This is a genomic window from Streptomyces sp. NBC_00080 (assembly GCF_045041255.1).
Lineage (GTDB): Bacteria > Actinomycetota > Actinomycetes > Streptomycetales > Streptomycetaceae > Streptomyces > Streptomyces coriariae.
Genome location: NZ_CP108235.1, coordinates 8,235,926 through 8,259,013 on the forward strand (window position 1 = coordinate 8,235,926; position 23,088 = coordinate 8,259,013).

Below are 23,088 nucleotides of genomic sequence, written 5' to 3' on the forward strand. Positions count from 1 at the left end.
GACGTGCAGGGGAGGTGCGCGGACGGGCCCCGGTTCGCCGGGTCACCGCACCCGCGCGGGGCCTCGTGAGCCGTGACTAGTGCCCCCGATGCCCGTATCCTCACCGATATCGGATTCTATTGTTGAAATGAGACTAATCGGGCACAGGTGAGGCGAAGCGTGGTTCGGTCCGGCGAGGAACCGAGGTCGGCGGGACATGCCGTAGACGGCACGGGGCCCGTCCGCTCCCGTGAGCGGTTCTTGCAGGGTGAGCCGGTGGAGCAGGGCGTACGCACGTCGATCCTGGACTCGTGGCGGCGTTGCCGGACCCTCGGCCTCTCGCCGGACCAGTCCGATCTTCCCTTCCTGGAGGATTTCGACCCGGACGGCCGGATCGTCCGCGCCGCCGTGCCGGTGCTCGACCGATTGCAGGCCAGGTTCTCCGGCAGCGAGATCAACATCTCCGTCGCCGACGCGCACGGGACGGTCCTCCTGCGCCGTTTCGGCGAGGCGTCGCTGGCCAGAAGACTCCCGGCGATCCAGAGAGTCCCGGGCTTCGTGTTCGCCGAGCGGGTCGCCGGTACCAACGGCATCGGTCTCGCCCTGGCCGAGCGGCAGCTCATCCGGGTCTACGGGGCCGAGCACTTCGCGGAGCGCTCCCAGGCGAGCGCCTGCGTCGCGCTTCCCGTCCGCGACCCCCTCAGCGGGCGCATCGAAGGGGTCCTGTGCTTCGGCTATCCGCGCGGCGCCGAGAACCCCGCGCTGCGCGCCGTGATACGCAAAGCGGCGCAGGCCATGGAACGGCGGCTGCTGGGGCAGAGTTCCGGGCGGGAGCGCGCTCTGCTGCGGGCGTACCTGACCACCGGAGCCGAATCCGCCGGCAGCCCCCATCGCGGTATCGCGGTGGAGGAACTGGCCGCCGAGCTGAGCACCCGGGACCAGGCGGCCCTCATGGAGAAAGCCGCCGAGCTGATCTCCCGCGCGCAGCGGGCCGCCGTCGACGTGCCCCTGTCCGACGGCCGGCGGATCACGCTCGTGAGCCGACCCATGACGAGTGCCTCCGGGGTGGAGGGCATCGCGGTCGAGGCCGTCCTGCCGTACTCCTCTCCGGAAGAGCCCCTGGTCATCCCGCGCCAGGTGGAAGAGGTGGCGGGCTTCCCCGCCGAACTCGCCGTCGTCTCTGCCGGTCGACCGGCCGCGCGGTTCTTCGCCACCGCGCAGGCCGGATACCTTCCCGACGCGGCGCCGGGCAGGTTCGCCGCAGGCGCCAAGGGCGCCAAGGGCGTCACGGCCGCTGGAGCCTCTGGCCCGGACGGCGTGGACGGCGTGGACGGCGTGGACGGCGTGGACGGCGCCACGGACGATCGCCCCGTACCGTCCTCCTCGGCCAGGCGGCTGGTGTTGATGGGGGAGCCGCTCGTGGGGGCGTACGCCCTTGCCGCGCGCCGCCGCCTGGAGCTGCTCTCCGAGGCCAGCGGCCGCATAGGCGCCACCCTGGACGTGCGCCGTACCGCCGAAGAACTCGCCGAGACGGCGGTCCCGCGGCTGGCCGACTTCGTCACCGTCGACCTGTCCGAGGCCGTACTGCGTGGCGAGGAAGCCACCGACACCCTCGACGACCTACGCCGTACGGTGGTCCACGGCATCCGCGACGACCTGCCCTTCACCCCGGTCGGCAAGCGGACGGACTTCGGTCCGGCCACGTCCCGGCTGCGGTGCCTGGCCGGTGGACAGGCAGTACTGGAACCGGACCTGAAGGCCGCCGCGGGCTGGCTCACCGAGGACCCCGAGCACGCCGAACGGCTGCCGGCGGACGTGCACTCCCTCATCGTCGTACCCCTCGTCGCCCGCAGTGTCGTCCTGGGCATCGCCGGCTTCTACCGCGCCCAGGATCCCGCCCCCTTCGGGGACGACGACCGCGCGCTGGCCCAGGAACTCGCCACCCGCGCCGCCCTGTCCATCGACAACGCCCGGCGCTACACCCACGAACGCACCATGGTCCTGGCCCTGCAACGCAGGCTGCTCCCGCACGGTCTGCCCGATCAGGATGCCGTCGAGGTCGCCCATCGCTACCTGCCCGCCGAATCCGACGTCAGCGGGGACTGGTACGACGTCATCCCCCTGTCCGGGACCCGGGTCGGCCTCATCGTCGGCGACGTCGTCGGCCACGGCATGCTGTCCGCCGCCACGATGGGCAGGCTGCGCACCGCCGCACGCAGCTTCGCCGAACTCGACCTCCCCCCGGACGAAGTCCTCACCCACCTCGACAACCTCGTGGGCCGCCTGGACCGGGAGGACCCCGACGGCGAGGGGGTCGGCATCATCGGCGCGACCTGTCTGTACGCCATCTACGATCCGACCTCGCAGCGGTGCGTGCTGGCCCGGGCCGGTCACCCGCCGCCCGCGCTGGTCCGCCCCGACGGCGAGGTGTCGTATCCCGAGCTGCCGGCCGGGCCCCCGCTCGGCCTCGGCGGCCTGCCCTTCGACGCGGTCGAGATCGATCTTCCGGAGGGCAGTCAGCTGGTCCTCTACACCGACGGGCTCATCGAGGACCGGCACCGCGACGTCGACGTCGTCCTCGACGAGCTGCGCGGGACCCTCGCCCACGCGGAGCGCACCCCCGAGGAGACCTGCCAGGCGATCATGGACACCGTGGCGCCCGCTCACCCGTGCGACGACATCGCCCTGCTCGTCGCCCGCACCCACGCCCTGGACCCCGGTCGGATCGCCACCTGGGAGCTGCCCGCCGACCCGGCCTTCGTCGGTGAAGTGCGCGCGTCCGCCCTCGGGCGACTGGCCGACTGGGGACTCGACGAGGCGGCGTTCGCCGCGGAACTGATACTGAGCGAGCTGGTCACCAACGCCATCCGCCACGGCGCCGGGCCCATCAGGGTGCGGCTGCTGCACGACCGCACCTTGATCTGCGAGGTCTCCGACTCCAGCAACACCGCCCCGCACCTGCGTCGGGCGGCCAGCACGGACGAGGGCGGGCGTGGCCTGTTCCTCGTCGCACAGCTGTCAAGGGCCTGGGGTACGCGCTACCTCCCGCAGGGCAAGGTCATCTGGGCCGAATGCGGGCTCGGCGCGGCGTGAGGAAGCCCGGCGCTCCGGGCGCGGCCCGCTGACCCGTTGGAGTCACGGCGAGCCGAATTGTCTGAAATGATGTGATTTCCTCGGATAGTATGCCGGTGAACGTCGGGAAGAAATCGCCAGGCCGACCCCCGGAGATGTCCGTGCACGACGCTCCCGACATGTCCGCCGATGCGGCTGCGCCTTCTGATGCGGAACCCGTGGTCCGGATCCGCGGGCTCGGCAAGCGGTTCGGCGGGACCCTCGCGCTGGCCGGGGTCGACCTCGACGTCCACGCCGGCAGCGTCCTCGCCCTCCTCGGGCCCAACGGTGCCGGAAAGTCCACGCTCATCAAGGTGCTGGCCGGCGTCCACCACGCCGACGCGGGGCTGATCACGGTGGACGGCCATCCGCTCGGGAGCCGGGCGGCCTCCCGCTGCATGTCGTTCATCCACCAGGACCTGGGTCTCGTGGAGTGGATGACGGTCGCCGAGAACATCGCGCTGAGCACCGGATATCCGCGCCGTGCCGGACTGATCTCCTGGCGGCGGACCCGCGAGCGCTGCGTGGACGCCCTGCGTCTCGTCGCCGGACATCTCGACCCCGAGGCACCGGCCGCCCGACTCTCCCCGGCCGAGCGTTCGCTGGTCGCGATCGCCAGGGCGCTGGCGGCGCGCGCCAAGCTCATCGTCCTCGACGAACCGACCGCCCGCCTCCCCGCCGCGGACTGTGCCCGGCTGTTCCGCGTCCTGCACACCCTGCGCGACCGGGGGCACGCCGTCCTCTACGTCAGCCACCGCCTGGACGAGGTGTACGAAGTCGCCGATACCTTCGCCGTACTGCGTGACGGCCGTCTCGTCAGCCATGGCTCGCTGGCGGGCCACAGCCCCTCCCGTCTGGTGCACGACATCGTCGGCGAGGACCTGACGGACCACCACCCCGTCAAGGCGCCGGCCGACGGGGCGCCCGTCCTGACCCTCGACGGTGTGAGGACCGCCGGCACAGGGCCGGTCAGCCTGGAACTGAGGGCCGGGGAAGCCCTGGGCCTGGTCGGCCTCTCGGGCGCCGGCCACACGGAACTGGGCCGGGCCCTCGCCGGCTCCCGGCCCCTGCTCGGCGGGCGGGCCCTTCTCGACGGTCGGCCGTACCGACCCCGCACGGTGGCCGAGGCCGTCGGAACAGGGGTCGGCCTCGTGCCCGGCGACAGACTGCGGGAGAGCTGCCTCGCCGGGCTGACCGTGCGGGAGAACCTCCTGGCCAATCCCCGCGCGGGAGGCCTGTCGGCGCTGCGCTGGATCAACCCCCGGCGCGAACGCGCCGAGGCCGTCACCCTGATCGAACGGTTCTCGGTACGCCCCCGTGACAGCGAGGCCCCCATCGCCACCCTGTCCGGCGGGAACCAGCAGAAAGTCATGATCGGCCGGTGGCTCCGGGTGGGCCTGCGCCTGCTGATCCTCGAGGAGCCGACCGCCAGCGTCGACGTCGGCGCCAAGGCCGCGCTCCACCGCCTGCTCGACGAGGCGCTGGCCGGCGGCCTCGCGGTCCTGCTCATCTCCACCGACTTCGAGGAGGTGGCGGGCGTGTGCCGGCGCACCCTGGTCTTCGTCCGCGGGTCCGTGACGGCCGAGCTGAGCGGTGCGGCCCTCACGGTCGCCGGGCTCACCCGGGCGGCTTCGGCCGTGCCCTCTCCAGGGGCCGGGACGAACCCATGAGCGCCCCGCCCTCCCCCTCCTCGCCCCGGCCACGACCGCGCCGACCGGGGCGACCGCACGGCCCCGGGCACCTCATCGGCGCGTACGGCCTCCTGGCCCTCACCGCCCTGCTCGTCCTGATCTTCTCCCTCGCCCTGCCGCGCACCTTCCCCACGCTGGACACCGTCGACTCGATCCTGTCCAACCAGTCGATCCCGGCCGTCCTCGCGCTCGCCGCCATGGTCCCCATCGTGACCGGGGCGTTCGACCTCTCCATCGGCTACGGCCTCGGCCTGGCGCACGTCACGGTGCTGCAACTCGTCGTCCACGAGCGGTGGCCCTGGCCGCTCGCCTGCCTCGCGGTGATCGTCGCAGGGGCGGCCGTGGGCGCCCTCAACGGTGTCATCGTCGTGTTCGGCCGGATCGACTCCTTCATCGCCACCCTCGGGACCGGCAGCATGATGTACGCCGTGACCGGCTGGATCACCGACGGCGGCCGGATCGTCCCCGGCCCGCAAGGCCTCCCGCCCGCCTTCACGGACCTCTACGACTCCACGTTCCTCGGCCTTCCCGTCCCCGCCTTCTACGTGCTGGCCCTCACGGTCGTCCTGTGGACGGTGCTGGAGCGACTGCCGCTCGGCCGGTACCTGTACGTCGTCGGCTCGAACCCGCGCGCGGCCGACCTCGTCGGCATCCCGACCCGCAGGTACACCGTCTACGCGTTCACCGCATCGGGGCTGATCGTCGGATTCGCCGGTGTGCTGCTCGCGGCCCAGCAGCAGATCGGCAATCCGAGCGTGGGCCTCGACTACCTGCTGCCCGCCTTCGTCGGTGCCCTCCTCGGCTCCACCGCGATCAAACCCGGCCGTCCCAACGCCATCGGCACCGTGGTCGCCGTCGCCGTCCTCGCCGTCGGTCTCACCGGCATCGGCCAGCTGGGCGCCGACTTCTGGACGGTCCCGCTGTTCTACGGCGGCACCCTGCTCCTCGCCGTCGGCCTGGCGGGTTACGCGGCCCGCCGCCGCATGCGCACCGGCGCCTTCGAGGGCCGCGACGGGCCCGCCCCGCCGCCTCGGCCGCCGCCGGCCGCGACGCCCGACGACGGCACAGCGGGCAGCGCTTCCTGACCGCGCCGCGGGCACCACTTCCGTGGCCTCCAGCCGCATCCTCCCGCTCGTTCCCACGTGAGGAGCTCCCGTGCACGGCAGCCGCACAGCGACCCCTGGCGCCTTCGAGGCTCGGCTCGCCGCCTGCGTCCTGGTGGCAACGGCGACCCTGCTGGCCGGCTGTGAACGCGGCTCGTCGGGCGGCCCGCAGGAATCCACCGACGGCCCGAGCGGCTGCCCTGTTGTCCAGGCCGGGGCCCAGGCGGCCGTCGCACGGGCGGAGGAGACCGACATCCCCTGGAACGGGCCGACCAGCGGCCCCGCGGCGGTGGCCGGCAAGACCATCGTCTATGTCGCCCAGACCATGACCAATCCCGGGGTCGCCGGCGCCGCGACCGGGGTGAGGCAAGCCGCGCGGGTCATCGGATGGGACGTCCGGGTGATCGACGGCGGGGGCACCCCCACCGGTATCCAGGCGGCCATGAGCGAGGCCGTGGCCCTCAAGCCCTCGGGCATCGTCATCGGCGGGTTCGACCCCGACGCGACGTCGCGACAGGTCGCGCGGGCCCACGCGGCGGGCATCCCGCTCATCGGCTGGCACGCGGTCGCCGCTCCCGGCCCCAGCCGGCGTCCCGAGCTCTTCACCAACGTCACCACCGACGTCGCGGAGGTGGCGGGAATCAGCGCGCGGTGGATCATCTCGACCTCCAACGGCCGCGCGGGGGTCGTGCTCATCACCGATGCCTCGATTCCCTTCGCCAGGAACAAGTCCGACCTGATCAGGAAGGAGCTCGCCACCTGTCCGGGTGTGCGGCTGCTCGCGTACGAGAACATCCCGATCCCGGACGCGAGCAGTCGCACCCCGCGCGAGATCGCCTCCCTGCTCTCCCGGTTCCGGAGCAGATGGACCCACTCCGTCGCCATCAACGACCTGTACTTCGCCGACGCCGCCCCCGCCTTCCGGGCGGCCGGGGAAAAAGGCTCCGGCCCGCCCTTCAACATCGGGGCCGGCGACGGCGACCCCTCCGCCTTCCAGCGCATCAACAGCGGGCAGTACCAGGCCGCCACCGTGCCCGAGCCGCTGTCCCTGCAGGGCTGGCAGATCGTCGACGAGTTCAACCGCGCCTTCTCCGGCCGTCCCGCCAGCGGGTACACGGCCCCGGTCCACATCGCCACGGCCGACAACAGCGCCGGTGACACGACCTGGGACCCGTCGGGGTACCAGGAGGCGTACCGGAGGATCTGGGGCAGGTGACACCCGGCGCCGGGATTCGAGCGGCCGGCGGTGACGGTGGGTGCGGCGGCCTATCGCTCGGTCGGGACGCAGAGCACCGGGATGCTCGACAGGTGCAGGAGTTTGTGAGGGGTCGAGCCCAACAGGGCCCCGCGCATCGGGCTCTCGCCCCAGCTGCCCACCACGATGAACCTCGCCCCGTGGCGTGTCGCGGCGTCGATCAGTGCCTGCGCCGGTTTCTGGTCGATGAGCTCGACGGTCGTGGCTACGCCCGCCGCCTCGGCCTTCGCGACGGCGTGATCGAGGGCGAGGCGTCCGGCCTCGCGGAGGGCTTCGTGGTGGGCCCGGTACTCCTCGCCCCTCGTGCCCGGGGCCGCGGCGCCGTAGACCAGGACGAGGGGTTCACGGAACGCGGCCGCCGCCTGGATCGCGATGTGTAGGGCGCGTACCGCGCCGGGTGAGTCGTCGTATCCGAGGACGACCGCCATCTCAGGACTCCTTGCCGGGGACGCCGTGGACAAGATCGGGGTCGGCCACGCCCGCGCGTTCCGACCAGAAGGCGGGTGCCTTCAGCCGCCACACCACCATGAGCACCACACCCGTGACGGCGATGCCGACGCCGATGACGAGCGGCGGGCCGACCCCGAGCCACGAGGCGCCGGTGTAGGAGTTCGCGGGGTCGGACATGTCGGAGACCGATTCCACGAGGAGCCACGCCAGCAGCCCGGCGCCGACGAGCGGGCCGAGGCCGATGAGCACGAAGTGGCGGACGCTCTCCAACAGATGGCGGCGGTAGTAGACGGCGCAGGCCACACCGGTGAGGGCGTAGTAGAAGGCGATCAGCAACGACAGCGCGGTGAGCGAGTCGAAGAGCGCGTTGGTGCTGATCTGGTTGAGGGCGAGGTACCAGGCGATGGCGATGCCGGCGACCCACCAGGTGCTCACGTCGGGGGTGCGGAACCGCGGGTGGATGTGGGCGAAGTGCGCGGGCAGCGCCTGACGGCGTGCCATGGACAGCGCCGTACGGGACGCCGGGATGATCGTCGTCTGCGTCGACGCCAGCGCGGAGGTGGAGACCGCCAGCAGGACGACCCAGTCCCAGCCGTCCATCACCTTGCCGGCGAGCAGGGCGAAGATGAACTCCTCCTCGTCGGCGTTCTCGGCCAGGAAGGTCGTACCGGCGTAGGCCACGACGGCGAAGCCGGCCGACACGTAGGTCACCAGCAGGATGACCGTCGACCAGACGCCCGCCTTGCCGGGCGCGGTGGCGGAGTCCTCGACCTCCTCGGTGAGATTGACCGCGGATTCCCAGCCCCAGTAGATGAACACGCCCAGCAGCAGGGCTCCGGTCAGTGTCGCGCCGCCGGCGCCGAAGGGGTTGAGCCATCCGAACGACGGTTCGATGGAATCGAAGGTGCTGGTGCCGGCGTAGACGCGGTAGAGCGCCACGACGACGAAGGCGAGCAGACAGACGACCTGGGCGAGGATGAGCACGTTCTGCACCTTGGCGGACACCTCGGTGCCGATGACGCACACGGCGGTCATCACGAGGATCAGCAACACCGCGAGCAGTTGGCGTACGAAGTCGTTGTCGACCCAGCTGTCGAGGCCGAAGGCGAGCAGCGCGAAGCTCACGGCGACGTCCGCCAGTGACCCGACGACCAGCACCCCGGTCAAGGTGATGGCCCAACCGCCCAGCCAGCCGGCCCACGGCCCCATGGCCCGGGTGACCCACGAGAAGGTGGTGCCGCAGTCCTGGTCGACCTTGTTGAGGTAGTAGAACGCCGACGCGATCAGGAGCATCGGCACGAACGAGGCGACCAGCACGCCGGGGGCGTAGATGCCCACGAGCGCCACGATCGGACCGATGACCGCCGCCAGTGAGTACGCCGGTGAAGTGGCGTTGAGCCCGATGACGAGCGCGTCGACGAATCCGATCGCATCGGCCTTCAACCCGTCGGGTGGACGTGCGTCGGTGGTGTCGTTGGCCATGTTCCCTCGCTCCGGTTGTACGTGACGCCCTACAGCAGCCATACAACAGGGAGCTTTACGACTTTCGGTGCCATTGGGAACTTATGGGGCACGGGTGTCATCGACAGGACACCGAAGGCATCCGAAGGCGGACCGGTGCCGCTCCACGGCCTTCCGCGGAGCGGCACCCGTAGGCGGGACCGCGGGGGTCAGCGGCGCGGGCGCTCCAGCGTGAGCAGCAGACCCTCGACCGCACCGGGCCCGATCCGGCCCTTGACGTCGGCGGACGTGATCGCCTTGAGGGCCCAGCCGTCCTCGGCGTGCTTGTTGAGGACCTTCTCCAGCTTGTCGCTGTCCAGCGCGTCGCCGATCAGTGACTCGCGGAAGGTGACGACCTTGTACTCGAGTGCGTGGAAACTGCTCATGACGGGGCCTCCTGGGGGTGGACCGGCTACCGGAAACGGGGACAGCCAATCACCGGTCCGTGTCACCGTACGCGTCGGGGGGAGTTCGGCCCGGAAGGCGGCGTGTCAGGCCGGCTTGCGCCACACGGAGATGTGCTTCGGGGAGTCCTGGGTGAACGGTGCGCCGTCCCAGTCTGCGACGCGCCGTTCCAGTGCGAGTCCCGCGATCCGTGCCATCAGGTCGAGCTCCGCGGGCCACGCGTACCGGTGCCGGGAGTTGGCGCGGCGGTAGCCGCCGTCGTCGGCGTCGCGGGTGAAGTGGTGCGAGACGAGGATCTGTTCGACCAGGTCGAAGGTGTCGAAGCCGAGATGCCGCTCGGACACGTCGAACGGCACCGCGACCTGTCCGGGTGGCAGGAACCGCAGCGGCGGCACCCCCAGTTCGATGACGAAGCGGCCGCCGGGCGCCAGGTGCCGCGCGGCGTTGCGGAAGCACTCGACCTGCTCGTCCTGCGTGAGCAGGTTCGTGATGGTGTTGTAGACGAGATACACCAGGGCGAACTCGCCGGGCACGACGGTCGTGGCCATGTCCCCGAGGGTGACCGGGAGCCCGTCCTCGTCGATCTTGCGCCGCAGGACCGCCGCCATGTGTTCGGACAGTTCGACGCCGACCACGGGCACGCCGCGTTCCCTGAGCGGGACACCCACGCGTCCGGTTCCGATGGCGAACTCCAGTGCCCGGCCGTCACCGGCGAGTTCGGCGAGGAAGTCGAGGGTCGGTCCGAGGACGGCGGCCGAGGACATCTCGCCCTCCTCGGCGTCGTAGCGGTCGGCGGTCGCACGGGTCCACAGTTCGCTGCTCGTCACAAGCGGCCACTGTGCCGGGTGCGGCCGCGCGCTGTCGACGAGATTTCCGCCGCCGGCGGCTCAGATCAGCCCGGCCCGGATGGCGTGGGAGACGGCGTGGGCCCGGTTGCGCGTCCGCAGCCGCTTCATCGCGCCGTAGAGGATGTAACGCACCGTGCGTTCGGAGTAGGAGAGTTCGAGCGCGATCTCGTCGCACTGCTTTCCCTCGGCGATAAGGCGCAGCACGTCCACCTCGCGAGCGTTCAGTCGCGGCTCGGCCCGGCCCCGGGAGGCGACGACGTGGTGTTCCGCCCGCTCGGGAGCGAGTGGGGAAGGGAGCGGGGTCTCCTCGCTGCCGGCCACCGCGCGCACCGATCGGGCGAAGACGTCGGGGCTGCAGAAGTCCCACCACACCACGGCGCGGACACCCCGCGTCCGCGCAGCCGACAGGTCGGCCCGCCACTTCTTGCCCACCACCACGAGGAAACGTGCGCCGGGTCTGTCGCACACACGGTGGAGCAGGTCCAGGGCGGAGGCGTCCGCCACGTCCACGGCGACCACGATGGCGTCGGCCTCCCCGATCCTGTCCCGCGGCAGTTCGTGCAGACGCGGGTCCAGTGCGACGAAGCCGGCCAGTCCGGCACGGACCAAGGGGGCGGGCGCGTGGATCGCCACGCGCACGGTCCCGCCGACTGCTTGCCGAGGCATGCGCCCCCCCATCACACAGATTCTCCACGAGTTCAGGAGGGCGATGCTGCCACCCGGGAGGACCGGAGCTCCGCGTCAGGAGCCCGGCGTCCGCCGACCGAGGGAAACCTGGCGCGAGCGGACCGGCCCGTTCTCCCTGTACGGACCGGCAAGGTTCGCGGTCGCGCCTTCCACCGGAAGGGGAGAAAGCACCACGATGGCGTGGGAAACGCGTTTCGACGTTTCCCACGGCTGCCGATCGATCGGCGGCGGCATTCCCCCGGGTGCCACCGGGCCCCTGGCGATGCGCCCGCGGAGCACCGCGGACGGCGTCGTCGCAGAGCCGGTGACCAGTTCTGGCAACTTCTAGTAACAAAGGTGGCCGCATGATCGCGTCCATTGTTCCGTCCGTGGTGCTCGGCCTGGTGCTGCTCGGGGCCGCCGCCGCGTGGATCCTGCGCAGACGCGACTCCTTGCCCGGACCGGTCCGTACCGCGAGACCGAGCGTCCACCGCAAGGAACTGGAGACGGTCGCCCTGGGCCTGCGGGCCGTGGCCGAGGGGCGGGCGCCCAGTGCAGGCGCGCTGCCCGAGGTGCATGCGGTCATCCACTCGGGTCAGCGGCTGACGTTGCTGCTCGCCGGGGCCGACGCCCCCGCGCCCGCGCCATGGACCGCCGACCTCTCGGGCAAGGAGTGGTGGGTGGAACCGAAGGACCTGACGAGTCCGGCGAACGGGGGCGCAGAGGTGGCGCATCCCTACTCCCTGGCCGTCACCCTCGGCCGCCATCGAGGCGACAGGGTGCTCGTCGACCTCTCGCTGCTGTCGGGGGCGATAGCCCTGACGGGGGAGGACAACGATGTCCTGTCCCTGGCGCAGGCCCTCATCACCGAACTGATCGGGGGACCGGTCGGGTCGCTCGCCACAGTCGTCCTGGTGGGCTCGGCGGCCACGGCGTCGGTCACCGACGGACTGGGCGCGAGATCGGCCCGATTGCGTGCCGCGGCCACCCGGGACGAGGCTCTGGCCTGCCGGGACAGCGTGCCGACGGGTGCCGACCGGCGATCGCCCGCCCTTCAGACCTCGCCGCCGGACAGCACCGCCCGGGTGACCGCCTGGACACACGCCCGCCGCCTCTTCGTGGTGACCGCCGCCCAGTTCCGCGACGAGAACTGGCGGGACGCCGCGCTGCGCGGAACCGACGCGCTCCTGGTGCTCGGCTATGTCGGCGACGACGCCGACTGGAACTTCCACGTGAACGCCGACGGCTCCCTGGACACCGGCCGGCTCGGCCTGCCCATCGACACCCACGCCGCCCGCCTCGACTGACCCGCCGACCGGGGGAACGGCCGTGCCCGGCGCGCGAGGCCCGCGACGTCGGGCGCCCGGCCGCAGACGCCCGGCCGGTGTGCCGCGCCCGGCACACCGCACGTCAGCGCCGGCTCGACGGCGCCCCGGGGCCGGGGGCGGGGAACGAACCCCCGGCCGCGCCGCGCACGCCGTCCGGCACCAGGTCACGGCGGGCGAGGCTGCCGTCCAGCCAGGCCGCCGCCAGCTCCACCCGGGAGCGGCAGCCCGTGCGCTGGAACAGCCGCGTCAGCCGCCGCTCCACGGTTTTCTCGCTCCACACGAGCCGCGCCGCGATCTGCCGGTTGGTCGCGCCCCGGCTGACCATCGTGGTCAGCTCGATGTCCTCCTCGCTCAACTCGTCCCTGGCCGGACGCACCCGCGGCAGGACCAGGGTCCGGCGCCGCGTCATATGGCCGAGCGAGGTACGGGTGGCGCGCCCGATGCCCAGCGCCTGAGCGCCGCGTGTGGCCTCGGCCAGCCAACGTTCGCAGTCGTCGCCGATCTCCACCAGACCCAGGTGGCAGAGCAGTTCGAGGTACGCGTCGCCCCGTCGGCGCACCGCGCGGAGAGCGGCCAGCGCGCTGTCCACGTCGCGGCGCACCACGCCTCGGCCGAGGAGCACCGCCTCGCGCGTCATGGGGGAGCCCACCTCCTCGTCCAGCGCCTCCAGTTCGTCCAGCGCCCGCTCCATGGCCTGCGGCACGGCCTCCAGCAGAGCGAACGACAGGTACCGCACCAGCACCTTCTCGATGCCCGAGAGCAGGCCGCTCCGCCGAGCCCGCCGCACCTCGTCGAGCGCCTCCTCCATCGCCTCCTCCACCTGGCCCGACCAGTACCGCACGCCCAGCCTCGTCCAGGCGACGAGCGGGTGGGTCACGGTGCCCGGGACCAGCTCCAGCCACGCCCGCGCGTATCCCAACTCCCCGCGCGCGCAGTGGATGTCGGCCGCGAGCGCCCGGGCGGCCTGCGCGGGGCCGGCCGCTGTGCCGCGGGTCCGGCTGCGCGCCTCGATCCGGCGGGCGGACGCCAGCGCCCGGTCCCAGTCCCCTTGCAGATACGCGCGCACCATGGCGTGGTACAGCCCGGCGGTGCTGCTCCCCGCCCCCGGATAGCGGTCCCCGAGCACGGAGGCCAGGGCGCCGGCCAGGTCCGCGTATGCGCTCGCGTTCCGGAGCAGGTCCAGGGTCCGTACGCCGTCCGCACCGGGCGGCAGGACGTCCGACAGCCCGGCGCGGCTGCCCGCGGCCCCGGCCAGCAGCCGGAGTTCCGCCGCCGAGGGCAGTGGCCCGGACCCGGGCCGGGGGCCGGTGGTGGCAGGCCCGCGGGGGGCCTCCGCACCCGGGCGGGGCGTCACCGGGCCGAGCCCGTACGGACCGACGAGCGCCCCGAAGCCGGCCACGGCGGGCGCGTGGTCCACCGCGGCACGGCCCCCGGGGCCGGCGTCGACGTCGGCGTCGACGCCGCACGGCGGCAACCGGTGCTCGTGCAGCGCCGCCAGCGCCCACACCCCGGCGACGTGCTCCAGCCCGTCCCGGTCCCGTTCGGCGGAGGGCGCGGCCAGGCAGGCGAACAGCGGTTCGCCCAGGGCCAGCGCACCGCGGTGATCGGCGTGACGCAGGCTCAGCTCGGCGGACTCGCGCAGCACGCCGGGGGTGCGGGGGTCGTGCGGCGGCAGACGGTGGAGCGCCGAGGAGTAGGCGCGCACCGATCGCGACCAGTCGGACCCGGCGTCCGTACGGGCCGCCGCCAGCAGCACGTCCACCGCGAGGGCGTCGTCCAGCTCGGGCCCGGCGGCGGCCACGTGATCGGCCAGCCGGGGACAGCCGCCCCCCGCCGTCTCCGCGCCCAGCCGATCGGTCAGCGATCGGGTGATCAGGGCGTGCAGCGAGGACACGGCGTGACGCGTGGGCAGCGCGCGCAGCGCCGCCGCGAGGGCCGGAACGGCGAACGCGATGCGGCGGTCCTCGTCCACGGTGAGAATCCCGTCCGCGACCAGCGGGGTCAGCGTGCGGTCGACGAGGCCGGCCCGGCGTGGCCCGCCCGGCTTCAGCCGGTGCAGGTCGTCGAGCCGTATCTCGGCGTGCTCGAGGTTGCGGGCCACCGCGGCCGCCGCGTCCAGGGCCGCGGCGCCCGGGGGGCCGGCCGGCCAGCAGAGCCGGCTCAGCCGCGCCACATCCGTGGTGAGGCGCAGCGCCTGTTCCGGCTCGGTCAGGCACACATGACCGTCGAGCTCCAGGAAGTCGCCGCGCTCCGCCATCGAGTCGAGCACCGACAGCACGGCCTCGGGGGTGCCCGCCATCGGACCCAACGCCCGCACCACCGCCGTCACCAGGGCCGGTTCGACCGGGCGGCCGAGACGCCGCACCACGAGGGCCTCCACGTCGGCCGGGCCCAGCGGCGGCAGTTCGAGCAGCCGGTCGGCCGCCACGGTGAGCTGCCGGACACCCTCGTCTCCCGGTCGTGCCGGCCGGCCGGCCAGCACCATCGGCACGCCGGCCGGGCGGAAGACGCGCAGCAGCAGGCCGAGGGCGGACGCCGTCGGTGACGGCATCCGCTCGACGTCGTCGATCATCAGTGCGAAGGGGAGGTGACGGGCCGCGTCCCCGATCACCTCGCCGAGCGTGGACAACAGGGTCAACTCGCCGCCGCGGCCGCTGTTGCGCAGCCGGGTCCGGCGGACGGCACCGGTACGGGCCGGGCTCCAGCGGTCGTGGGCCTTGGTCAGCACCTGGTGGACGCCATCGGCGAGGGCGGCCGCGCCGGGCGCCTCCCCACCGTCGTGACAGCGCAGCCGCAAGACCTTGGCGCCTTGCCCGACCACCGTCCGGCGGGCCTGTTCCAGCACGGCGGTCTTGCCTGTTCCCGCTCCGCCGACGAGCAGCAGGGTGCGCGCCGAGGCACCGGTGGACACCAGGGTGCCGGTGACTTCCCGGATCTCGCCGTCCCTGCCGACGACAGGCCCGCACTTCGGCACGCCCACTCCTCCCGGTCCGGTACTGCGCGGGTGAACGGCCGACCGGAGCAGGAACGTTCGCGGCACGGTGCTTTCGGAGCCCGCTGCCCGACAGGACATGATCATACGGAAATGGCCATAATGGTTCGCAGTGTTGACGGCCCGGCCGCGAGGCCGCCGGAGACGCGTCACGCGGCCGGGTCCGGTGCCACCCGCCTCGCACAGGTCGTCGAAGAGAACGCGGTGGACCATGACTGCTCCGTCCGAAAGCCCCTGGCTGGTCCACGGGGGCACGGCCGCGAGCCTCGACCGCGCGGCCGGCTGCCCGGTCGGCCGAGAGCGGGAGTCGGACGAGGTCCGAGGCCGACTCGGGGATCCGGCCGGACCGCGCCTGGTGCTCGTCCGGGGCGAACGGGGAGCCGGGCGCAGCGTGTTCCTGCACGCACTCGGCGAACGGCTGCGCGCCGAAGGGACGCCCGTGCTCGCGGTGGACTGCGTGCCGGGCGACGACGCGCGGCCGCTGCTGCTGGCGCTGCGGCTGGTCACGGCGCTGGAGGGGCACCTCTCGGGCACGGCACGCCAGCGCGCGGCGACGCCGGTCACCGAGGCGCTGCACGCGGCCGAGCGGCGCGACGGGACCGCGATGGCCGCACTGCTGCGCGCCGCTCTGGCGCGGTCCGCGCCCGTGGTCGTGGAGTTGGACGACCTCCACCTCGCCGACGCGGATTCGCTGGCCCTGCTCCGCGGGACCGACTTCGCGCGCGTGCCGTCCTCGGTCCGGCTGCTGGCCTCCGCGGTGGGACGCGGTGAGCGGAGCGCCCGATGCCGCAACGGGCACGAGGCGGCGCCCGATGCCCGCGGCGCCGCGGACGGCAAGGGCGGGACGCCAACGCGCCATGGTGCCGCAGGCGCCCTGGAACAGCAGGCAGACGTGCCGTGGGCGCACACGATCGTGCTGTCCCGTCTCGGGCCGGACGAGACGGCGGCGGCGGTGGCACGGCGGTTGCGGGCGACACCGGACAGCGGTCTGTCCCGGCGGATACGGGAGTTGACGCACGGCGTCCCCGGCGCGATCGACGCCCTGCTCACCGGGTGGACGCGGGAAGGGGCGATCCGGGTGGCCGACGGTCACGCCTTCATCGGGGTGCGGACACCGGCGCCGGTGCTGCCGGACGGCGACCGGTTCGTCGGGGCGCTCGACGCGCTGAGTGAGCCGTGCCGTGTGGTGGCCGGGGCGCTGAGCATCCTGTGGCCGCTCGGCGGGCGGGCCGCGCAGCTGGTCCCCGCGGCGACCGGACTGTCCGCCGGGACGGTCGACGACGCGATCCGCGAACTGATCGACGCGGAGATCGTCGACGTCGGGCCCGGGTCCGACGGCGCCGGGGCGGGCGGATGGACCTTCGCCGTCGCGCTGACGGCGCACGCCGTCCGCGAGCGGCTGGGGCCGCTGGAACGCAGTCGGCTGTCCGCCGCGGCGGTGGAGGCGGTGTGGGCGGACCGCGACGCGGCGGGCATCGCGTACGAGGCGGAGCCACCGGTGGTGGCGCTGTCCGACGAGGCGGACGCGGTGGCCTACCTGGCGGACCGGGTCGCGGAAGCCGGGCACCTGGTCGACCGCGACCGTGCGGTACGGGAGTTGACGGCCGCGGCGAAGCGGCTGCACCCCGACTCCGAGGGCAGGGGAGTGCTCCGGTGGTGCCGGGCGGTCGGCAACCTCGTCGAGCGGCCCGAGGACCGCGTCCCGGCCCTTCAGCGGTACGCCAAGGCCGCCTACCAGGCGGGGGACCACCGGACCGCGCGGACCATCGCCGAGTCGATCCTGCGCGACCGGGCGGACGTGCTGGGCACTCATGCGCTGCAGGACACCGCGAACCTCTTCACGGCGGCGACCGCCAACGACGCGGACTGGCGGGCGCTGTCCCGGCTGGCCACGGCCCGGTGGTGGGACGAACTGCGGCTGCCGGGCCTGGTCGCGGTGACCGGCCGGGCGCTGGCCCTGTGCGGGCTGGCGAGGTGGCAGGAGGCGCTGGACCTGCTGGCCCGGACGGAAGAGGTGTGGGCCACCGACGTCCGAGGCCGGGTGAAGCCCGATTACTTCCGGGCCGTGGCGGAGATGGTGTTGGGCCGGCCGGAGCGGTTCAGACGCGCCCTGGCCCTCTCCGAGGCCCCGATCCTCGGTGCCGAGCACGTGTACGCGCTGGCCACCACGATGTTCGACGAGCTGCTCAGCGGCCGGGACCTCGACGCGGCGGAAGACCTGTTGGCCGCACAGGGGCTGACCCCCGACCGGCTGCAGCCGCACAGCGTGTTCCTCCGGCGCCACCTCCAGGGGCGCTGGGACGAGGCGTTGGAGCCGGCCCGCTGGATGCTGGCGAACAACCGGATCCACACGCCCGCGGCGGACGGCTGTCTGATTCCCGCCCGGACGGCGGAAATCCTCCTGGCCCGGGGCCGCACCACCAGCGCCCGCCGCCTCCTCGACAGCGTGCGCGACCGGGGCGAGGGCCGTCCGGAGTACTCGCTGGACGCCGTCGAGGCCGAGGTGCAGCGGGCCCTCGGTGATCCGAACGGGGCCGAGAAGACGCTGCGGCGCGGTCTGGACGCGGCGGACGCCCACGGACACGTCGCCGGCGTGGACGAGCTGTGGGCCGCCCTCGCCGAGGTGTACGCGGAAACGGGACACACCGGCGAGGCGCTGACCTGTCTGGAACGCCTGGAGCGGATCTCCGGCCGGACGGGCGGCGGACGGACGAGGCTGAGGCTTCTGCTCGCGTCGGCCCGCGTGCTGCGGCAGGACTCGCCCGGCACCGCCCGGGACGGCCTGCGGGAGGCGGTGGAGCTGGCACGCTCGCGCAGCCAGCCGTTCGAGACGGCGCTCACGCTCGTCGCCGCGGCCGAGGCCGGCGCGGGGCCGCCCACGCTGCTGCACGAGGCGTACGAGCTGTTCGGGATGACCGGTTCCGCGCTGGCGCGCTTTCGTACCAGGGCCGCCATGCGGGAGGCCGGGATCACCGTCCCGGGACGCGCCCGGGCCACCGCCGAGAACGAGCGGCTGCTCGCGACCCTGATCGCCGAGGGGCTCACCAACCGCCAGATCGCCACGGTGCTGCGGCTCAGTGAGGACGCGGTGGCCAACCGGCTGTCCCGGCTGTTCGCACGCACCGGACTGCGGTCCCGCACCGAGGTGGTCACGGCCGTGCTCACCGGCCGGCCCGACCGTCGGCTCGCGCCCGAGCCATGGTCGAGTTCGTCTGCGGCGCACCTTGTGTAATCTGAAAATTAACCTTTCGCGTGTATTTGACTTCGTACAGGCTTGCGCGCCCGATCCGGTGCCGCGTGGGCGAAAGGTAGTGCGGTTGTATGTACCGTGCTAGGCTTCAAGCTAGTTGCAGTTGTGGTTCCCGAAACTTCAAGTGCCTCGGCGACAGTCTGTCGCCGGGCATTTTTGTATCTCCGGTGCTTATCCGGACGGGGTTCATTGTGGCAACGCATGGGTCCACACGGTGTGGACCTCTGGGCACTGCCCCGAAGGAGATGTGACATGGCTACTGGCACCGTCAAGTGGTTCAACTCGGAAAAGGGATTCGGTTTCATCGAGCAGGACGGCGGCGGCCCCGACGTTTTCGCTCACTACTCGAACATCGCCACCCAGGGCTTCCGTGAGCTTCAGGAAGGCCAGAAGGTGAACTTCGACGTCACGCAGGGCCAGAAGGGCCCGCAGGCGGAGAACATCACGCCTGCCTGACGCGAAAGCGTATGAGGCAGCTGGGGCCCGCACCACGTGGTGCGGGCCCCAGCTTGCTGCTTTTCCGGGATTCCGAAGATTCTCATGGAATTCTTTCAGTCTCATTTTCGGCTCGTGCTTGCAATTCATCCGGCTCATCGCCACTCCTGCCGGGAATTCCTCGATGCGTGCCCCTCGAGGAAGGTTCTCCGTTGAACCGTTCAGCTCGCACGAATGACCGTTCCGAGTTCGCGCTCCCGGTCACCGTCACCCCCGCACTCCCCGCCGCAGCGACCTTCGGTGAACTGGACATGCCCGCCGAGTTGCTGGAGCTGCTCGCCGGACACGGCCTGACCGAGCCGTTCCCGATCCAGGCCGCCACGCTGCCGAACTCGCTCGCGGGCCGCGATGTCCTGGGCCGCGGCCGCACCGGCTCGGGCAAGACCCTCGCCTTCGGCCTGGCGCTCCTGGTGCGCACGGCCGGCCGACGTGCCGAGCCGCGCAAGCCGCTGGCCCTGGTCCTCGTCCCCACCCGCGAGCTGGCCCAGCAGGTGAGCGACGCGCTCACCCCGTACGCCCGGCTGCTGAAGCTGCGGCTGGCCACCGTGGTCGGCGGCATGTCGATCGGCAGGCAGTCCGGCGCGCTGCGGGCCGGGGCCGAGGTGGTCGTCGCGACGCCCGGCCGTCTCACGGATCTCGTCGAGCGCAAGGACTGCCGCCTGGACCGGGTGGACATCACCGTCCTCGACGAGGCCGACCAGATGGCCGACATGGGCTTCATGCCACAGGTGACGGAGCTGCTCGACCAGGTTCGCCCCGACGGTCAGCGCATGCTGTTCTCGGCCACGCTCGACAGCAACATCGACCTCCTGGTCCGTCGCTACCTCCACGACCCGGTGGTCCACTCGGTCGACCCGTCGGCGGGCGCGGTCACCACGATGGAGCACCACGTCCTCCAGGTGCACGGCGCCGACAAGTACGCCACCGCCACCGAGATCGCCGCCCGCGAAGGGCGCGTGCTCATGTTCCTGGACACCAAGCACGCCGTCGACCAGTTCACCCGGCACCTGCTGGGCAGCGGCGTCAGGGCCGCCGCACTGCACGGCGGCAAGTCGCAGCCCCAGCGCAACCACACGCTGGCCCAGTTCAAGGACGGCCGTGTCACGGTGCTGGTGGCGACCAACGTCGCGGCCCGCGGCATCCACGTCGACAACCTCGACCTGGTCGTCAACGTCGACCCGCCCGCCGACCACAAGGACTACCTGCACCGCGGCGGCCGTACGGCTCGTGCCGGGGAGTCCGGCAGTGTCGTCACGCTGGTCACGCACAGTCAGCGCCGGGACATGGCCCGACTGCTGTCCGACGCGGGCATCAGGGCGCAGATCACACCGATCCGCTCCGGCGAGGCCGAGCTGAGCCGCATCACCGGCGCCCAGGCTCCCTCCGGCGTCCCCATCGCAGGCAACGGGCCGGCCGCCACGGAGCGTCCGGCGCGCGGCGGCGCCCCCTTCCGCGGTATGGGCACCCGCCCGGGGCGGCCCGGCCGCGGTGGCGAGTCCCGCAAGGCCGCCGATGCCCGCAAGGCCGCCGAGGCCCGAGCGGCAGCCCGGGTACGCCGGGGCGCCTAGCCCACGTCGGGCCGTCGCGCCCCGGGCCCGCCCGGCCCCTGCCACCCGGCGGGGCGAGACGGCGCCGGGACGGGGTTCCGCCCGTGTGGCGTGCCGGTGGCGCGGCGCTAGTGTCGTCGGCATGAGCGAAGACTCCCAGCGCCTCGTCACCATCGAGCGGACCGGCGCCGGCCGGTTCACCGCGACGAACGTCCGCGGTGGCACGATCGGCTTCGGTACCCGCTCCGATTCCGACGGCGGCACCGACTTCACCCCGGTCGAACTCCTGCTCGCGGCCATCGGCGGCTGCACCGCCGCCGACGTGGACGCGGCCACCGGTCGGCACGTCGACCCCACCGAGTTCACCGTCACCGTGACCGGCGACAAGGTCGGCGACGAGTTCGGCAACCGGATGACCGACCTCGCGGTCACCTTCACCGTCAGCTTCCCCGAGGGCGCCTCCGGCGACCGGGCCCGCGCGATCCTGCCCCGGGCGGTCGCGATCTCCCACGACCGGCAGTGCACCGTCAGCCGCACCATCGAGATCGGCACTCCCGTCACCGTGACCGTGACGGACGCCTGACCCGCGGCGCGACACCGCCGCCCCGTTCTCTGCGGGCCGGTGACAAGCGCGCCGTCGCGTGCTGCGTTGTTGTGAGCACTTCCCGGGCACCCGCGCTCCACGGCCCTACCGTCCGGCTATGAAGACGAGTCGTAGCAGAGGAAGGACGTGGCGCGGCGCGGTACTTGCGGTGCTGCTGACCACGGGGGCGCTCACCGCGGCCGCCCCGGACGCCCGGGGAGACGGCGCACGGACCGAGACGCCCGTGCCGTCGACGCACCCGGCCGACGGCGTGACCGAGTCGTCGGTACGGGTGAAGGTGCCGTTGCCGAGGTCCTTCGGGGACCGGCCGGCGGCCTGCGACCAGTTGTCGTATCTGCGCTACCGCTCCGCCGAGGGACCGGCGGCGTCGGCCGACGCCGACCGGATCCTGGTGGCCCAGCCGGGCATCCTGGAAGGTGCCGGAGCCTTCGACAGCGTCGCCCGGGGCACCGTCGCGAAGGCCGCCGCGCAGGGGCGGCACATCGAGTTCTGGGCCCTGGACCGGCGCTCCAACTGCCTGGAGGACCGCACCGGCATCGCCTCCGGCGACCAGCACACCGCCGTCGACTACTACTACCGGGCCGAGCCGGTCGACGGCCGGGTCTTCGGCGGCTTCGTCGGCGACGACCGGCTCGGGTGGATGGCGAAGCTCGGCATCGAACAGACCGTACGGGACGAATACGACCTGCTGGTCCACGAACTGCCCGACCAGCGCCTGCGCCGGAGCAAGGTGCTGTGCGGCGGACACTCGCTGGGCGGGGTCGTCACCGGGTACTTCGCGGCGGCCGACTTCGACGGCGACCCCGCCACCCTGGCGGACGCGGGACACAACCAGTGCGCCGGCTACTTCGCGCTCGACACGACGATCTCCACCTCGCTGGCCGACCTGAGCGGCAGCCTGCCCGACGACACCGACCTGCCGGACGTCGGGCTCGGCTACGCGGCGGTGCAGGCGGGACTCGACACCGGGCTGCTGCCGCGCTCGCTGTCCGCGCCGGTGCTGCTCAACCCGGAGACCATGACCCTGCTCGCCATCGCCGGCCTGGGCGCGATGCGCGACCCGGACGGTGAGGCGGACCTGCCGGCCTACCTGCCGTCCGGCATCAACGTCGAGGCCACCAACCGCTTCCTGTTCTCGAAGGACGCCGCCGCCTTCCTCACCGGTTCCCCCGGGGTGAAGGACTTCCGGCTCACCAACGCCACGGTGCTCGGCGCCCTGATGGACGACAACTCGGTACCGCTGGCGTTCCTCCAGAGCAGCGTGGGCTTCTTCGACGGCGGGCCGGTCACGGACAAGAGCTTCCCCGTGGCCAACGGCGGCACGCAGCCGACGCAGCTGTTCGGCGTCGGGTACAAGGCCATCCCCGCGCAGCCGCACGGGCCGCTGTACACCTGGCGCGACTACGACCGGGTCGGCGACGCCGACGACCCCGGGTACCGGTCGGCCGACGGTACGCCGTTCACCGACGCGGGCAAGGAGGTCACCGACCTCCAGGAGCTGGCCCGCAGCCTGGCGGAGCAGCCGCTCGACTTCACCGAGCAGTACTTCCCGACCAAACTGGTGACCGACATCCAGCTGGCCACGTCACCACAGGTGAAGAAGCTCGTCGTACATCCCACCGGGCTGACGGCCCGTCCGACGCTCACGGTGCTCGCGGGCGACGGACTGCTCGCGGGCCGCGTCCCGGCCGACCTGCACCCGGTCGTCGCCCCCGGCTATCAGCACCTCGACGTGCTGACCGCTGCGCCGGTGCAGAACAACGGGCTGCCCGAACCCGTGTCCGACGCTCTCGCGGCGTTCGCCCGCACTCCCCGCTAGCCGTCGCGTCGCCCGTCCGAAGGGCCCGGGAGGAACTCCTCCCGG

Annotated in this window: 16 protein-coding genes; 10 read left to right on the forward strand and 6 right to left on the reverse strand. The window is 72.7% G+C overall.

Annotation, left to right across the window (positions count from 1 at the left end):
• The first annotated feature begins 159 nt into the window (after nt 1–159).
• From OHU34_RS36820 to OHU34_RS36835, 4 genes are all read left to right on the forward strand, one after another.
• Entirely contained in the window at nt 160–3,072 is a 2,913-nt protein-coding gene (locus OHU34_RS36820) for a SpoIIE family protein phosphatase (protein WP_405770420.1), read from the forward strand.
• A gap of 134 nt (nt 3,073–3,206) precedes the next feature.
• Nucleotides 3,207–4,760: a sugar ABC transporter ATP-binding protein gene (locus OHU34_RS36825; protein ID WP_405770422.1), complete on the forward strand. Its 1,554-nt coding sequence runs from the start codon at nt 3,207–3,209 to the stop codon at nt 4,758–4,760.
• Nucleotides 4,757–5,866: an ABC transporter permease gene (locus OHU34_RS36830; RefSeq protein ID WP_142269034.1), complete on the forward strand. Its 1,110-nt coding sequence runs from the start codon at nt 4,757–4,759 to the stop codon at nt 5,864–5,866. Before OHU34_RS36825 ends, OHU34_RS36830 begins: the two co-directional genes overlap by 4 nt.
• Nucleotides 5,867–5,936: 70 nt before the next feature.
• Entirely contained in the window at nt 5,937–7,100 is a 1,164-nt protein-coding gene (locus OHU34_RS36835) for a substrate-binding domain-containing protein (RefSeq protein WP_405770425.1), read from the forward strand.
• A gap of 50 nt (nt 7,101–7,150) precedes the next feature.
• Here the strand turns inward: OHU34_RS36835 and OHU34_RS36840 are convergent, their stop codons facing one another.
• The 5 genes from OHU34_RS36840 to OHU34_RS36860 all read right to left on the reverse strand — a co-directional run bounded on the left by OHU34_RS36840 (nt 7,151) and on the right by OHU34_RS36860 (nt 11,008).
• Nucleotides 7,151–7,567: a universal stress protein gene (locus OHU34_RS36840; RefSeq protein WP_142269032.1), complete on the reverse strand. Its 417-nt coding sequence runs from the start codon at nt 7,565–7,567 to the stop codon at nt 7,151–7,153.
• Nucleotide 7,568: 1 nt separating this feature from the next.
• Entirely contained in the window at nt 7,569–9,071 is a 1,503-nt protein-coding gene (locus tag OHU34_RS36845; protein ID WP_142269031.1) for an APC family permease, read from the reverse strand.
• A gap of 188 nt (nt 9,072–9,259) precedes the next feature.
• Nucleotides 9,260–9,475: a DUF4177 domain-containing protein gene (locus OHU34_RS36850; protein ID WP_142269030.1), complete on the reverse strand. Its 216-nt coding sequence runs from the start codon at nt 9,473–9,475 to the stop codon at nt 9,260–9,262.
• A 105-nt stretch (nt 9,476–9,580) separates the two neighbouring features.
• A complete protein-coding gene (locus OHU34_RS36855) occupies nt 9,581–10,321 on the reverse strand; it encodes a class I SAM-dependent methyltransferase (RefSeq protein WP_142269029.1) in 741 nt (246 codons plus the stop codon).
• Between the two features lie 60 nt (nt 10,322–10,381).
• A complete protein-coding gene (locus OHU34_RS36860) occupies nt 10,382–11,008 on the reverse strand; it encodes a response regulator transcription factor (protein WP_230196856.1) in 627 nt (208 codons plus the stop codon).
• 365 nt (nt 11,009–11,373) lie between these two features.
• On the opposite strand from OHU34_RS36860, the gene OHU34_RS36865 reads away from it, so the two are divergent.
• Nucleotides 11,374–12,315: a transmembrane domain-containing protein gene (locus tag OHU34_RS36865; RefSeq protein ID WP_142269028.1), complete on the forward strand. Its 942-nt coding sequence runs from the start codon at nt 11,374–11,376 to the stop codon at nt 12,313–12,315.
• Between the two features lie 103 nt (nt 12,316–12,418).
• Here the strand turns inward: OHU34_RS36865 and OHU34_RS36870 are convergent, their stop codons facing one another.
• A complete protein-coding gene (locus OHU34_RS36870) occupies nt 12,419–15,310 on the reverse strand; it encodes a LuxR family transcriptional regulator (RefSeq protein WP_230196858.1) in 2,892 nt (963 codons plus the stop codon).
• Nucleotides 15,311–15,539: 229 nt separating this feature from the next.
• Here OHU34_RS36870 and OHU34_RS36875 point away from each other — a divergent pair, with 229 nt between their 5' ends.
• From OHU34_RS36875 to OHU34_RS36895, 5 genes are all read left to right on the forward strand, one after another.
• A complete protein-coding gene (locus OHU34_RS36875) occupies nt 15,540–18,560 on the forward strand; it encodes an AAA family ATPase (protein ID WP_405770432.1) in 3,021 nt (1,006 codons plus the stop codon).
• A 270-nt stretch (nt 18,561–18,830) separates the two neighbouring features.
• Entirely contained in the window at nt 18,831–19,034 is a 204-nt protein-coding gene (locus tag OHU34_RS36880) for a cold-shock protein (RefSeq protein ID WP_020125862.1), read from the forward strand.
• A 191-nt stretch (nt 19,035–19,225) separates the two neighbouring features.
• The gene (locus OHU34_RS36885; RefSeq protein WP_142269025.1) at nt 19,226–20,641 is read left to right on the forward strand and encodes a DEAD/DEAH box helicase; all 1,416 of its coding nucleotides are present in this window, start codon (nt 19,226–19,228) and stop codon (nt 20,639–20,641) included.
• A gap of 121 nt (nt 20,642–20,762) precedes the next feature.
• Nucleotides 20,763–21,203 carry an OsmC family protein gene (locus tag OHU34_RS36890; RefSeq protein WP_142269024.1) on the forward strand — a complete coding sequence of 147 codons (441 nt, stop codon included), beginning with the start codon at nt 20,763–20,765 and terminating at the stop codon, nt 21,201–21,203.
• 118 nt (nt 21,204–21,321) lie between these two features.
• The gene (locus OHU34_RS36895; RefSeq protein ID WP_405770435.1) at nt 21,322–23,043 is read left to right on the forward strand and encodes a hypothetical protein; all 1,722 of its coding nucleotides are present in this window, start codon (nt 21,322–21,324) and stop codon (nt 23,041–23,043) included.
• Nucleotides 23,044–23,088: the final 45 nt, after the last annotated feature.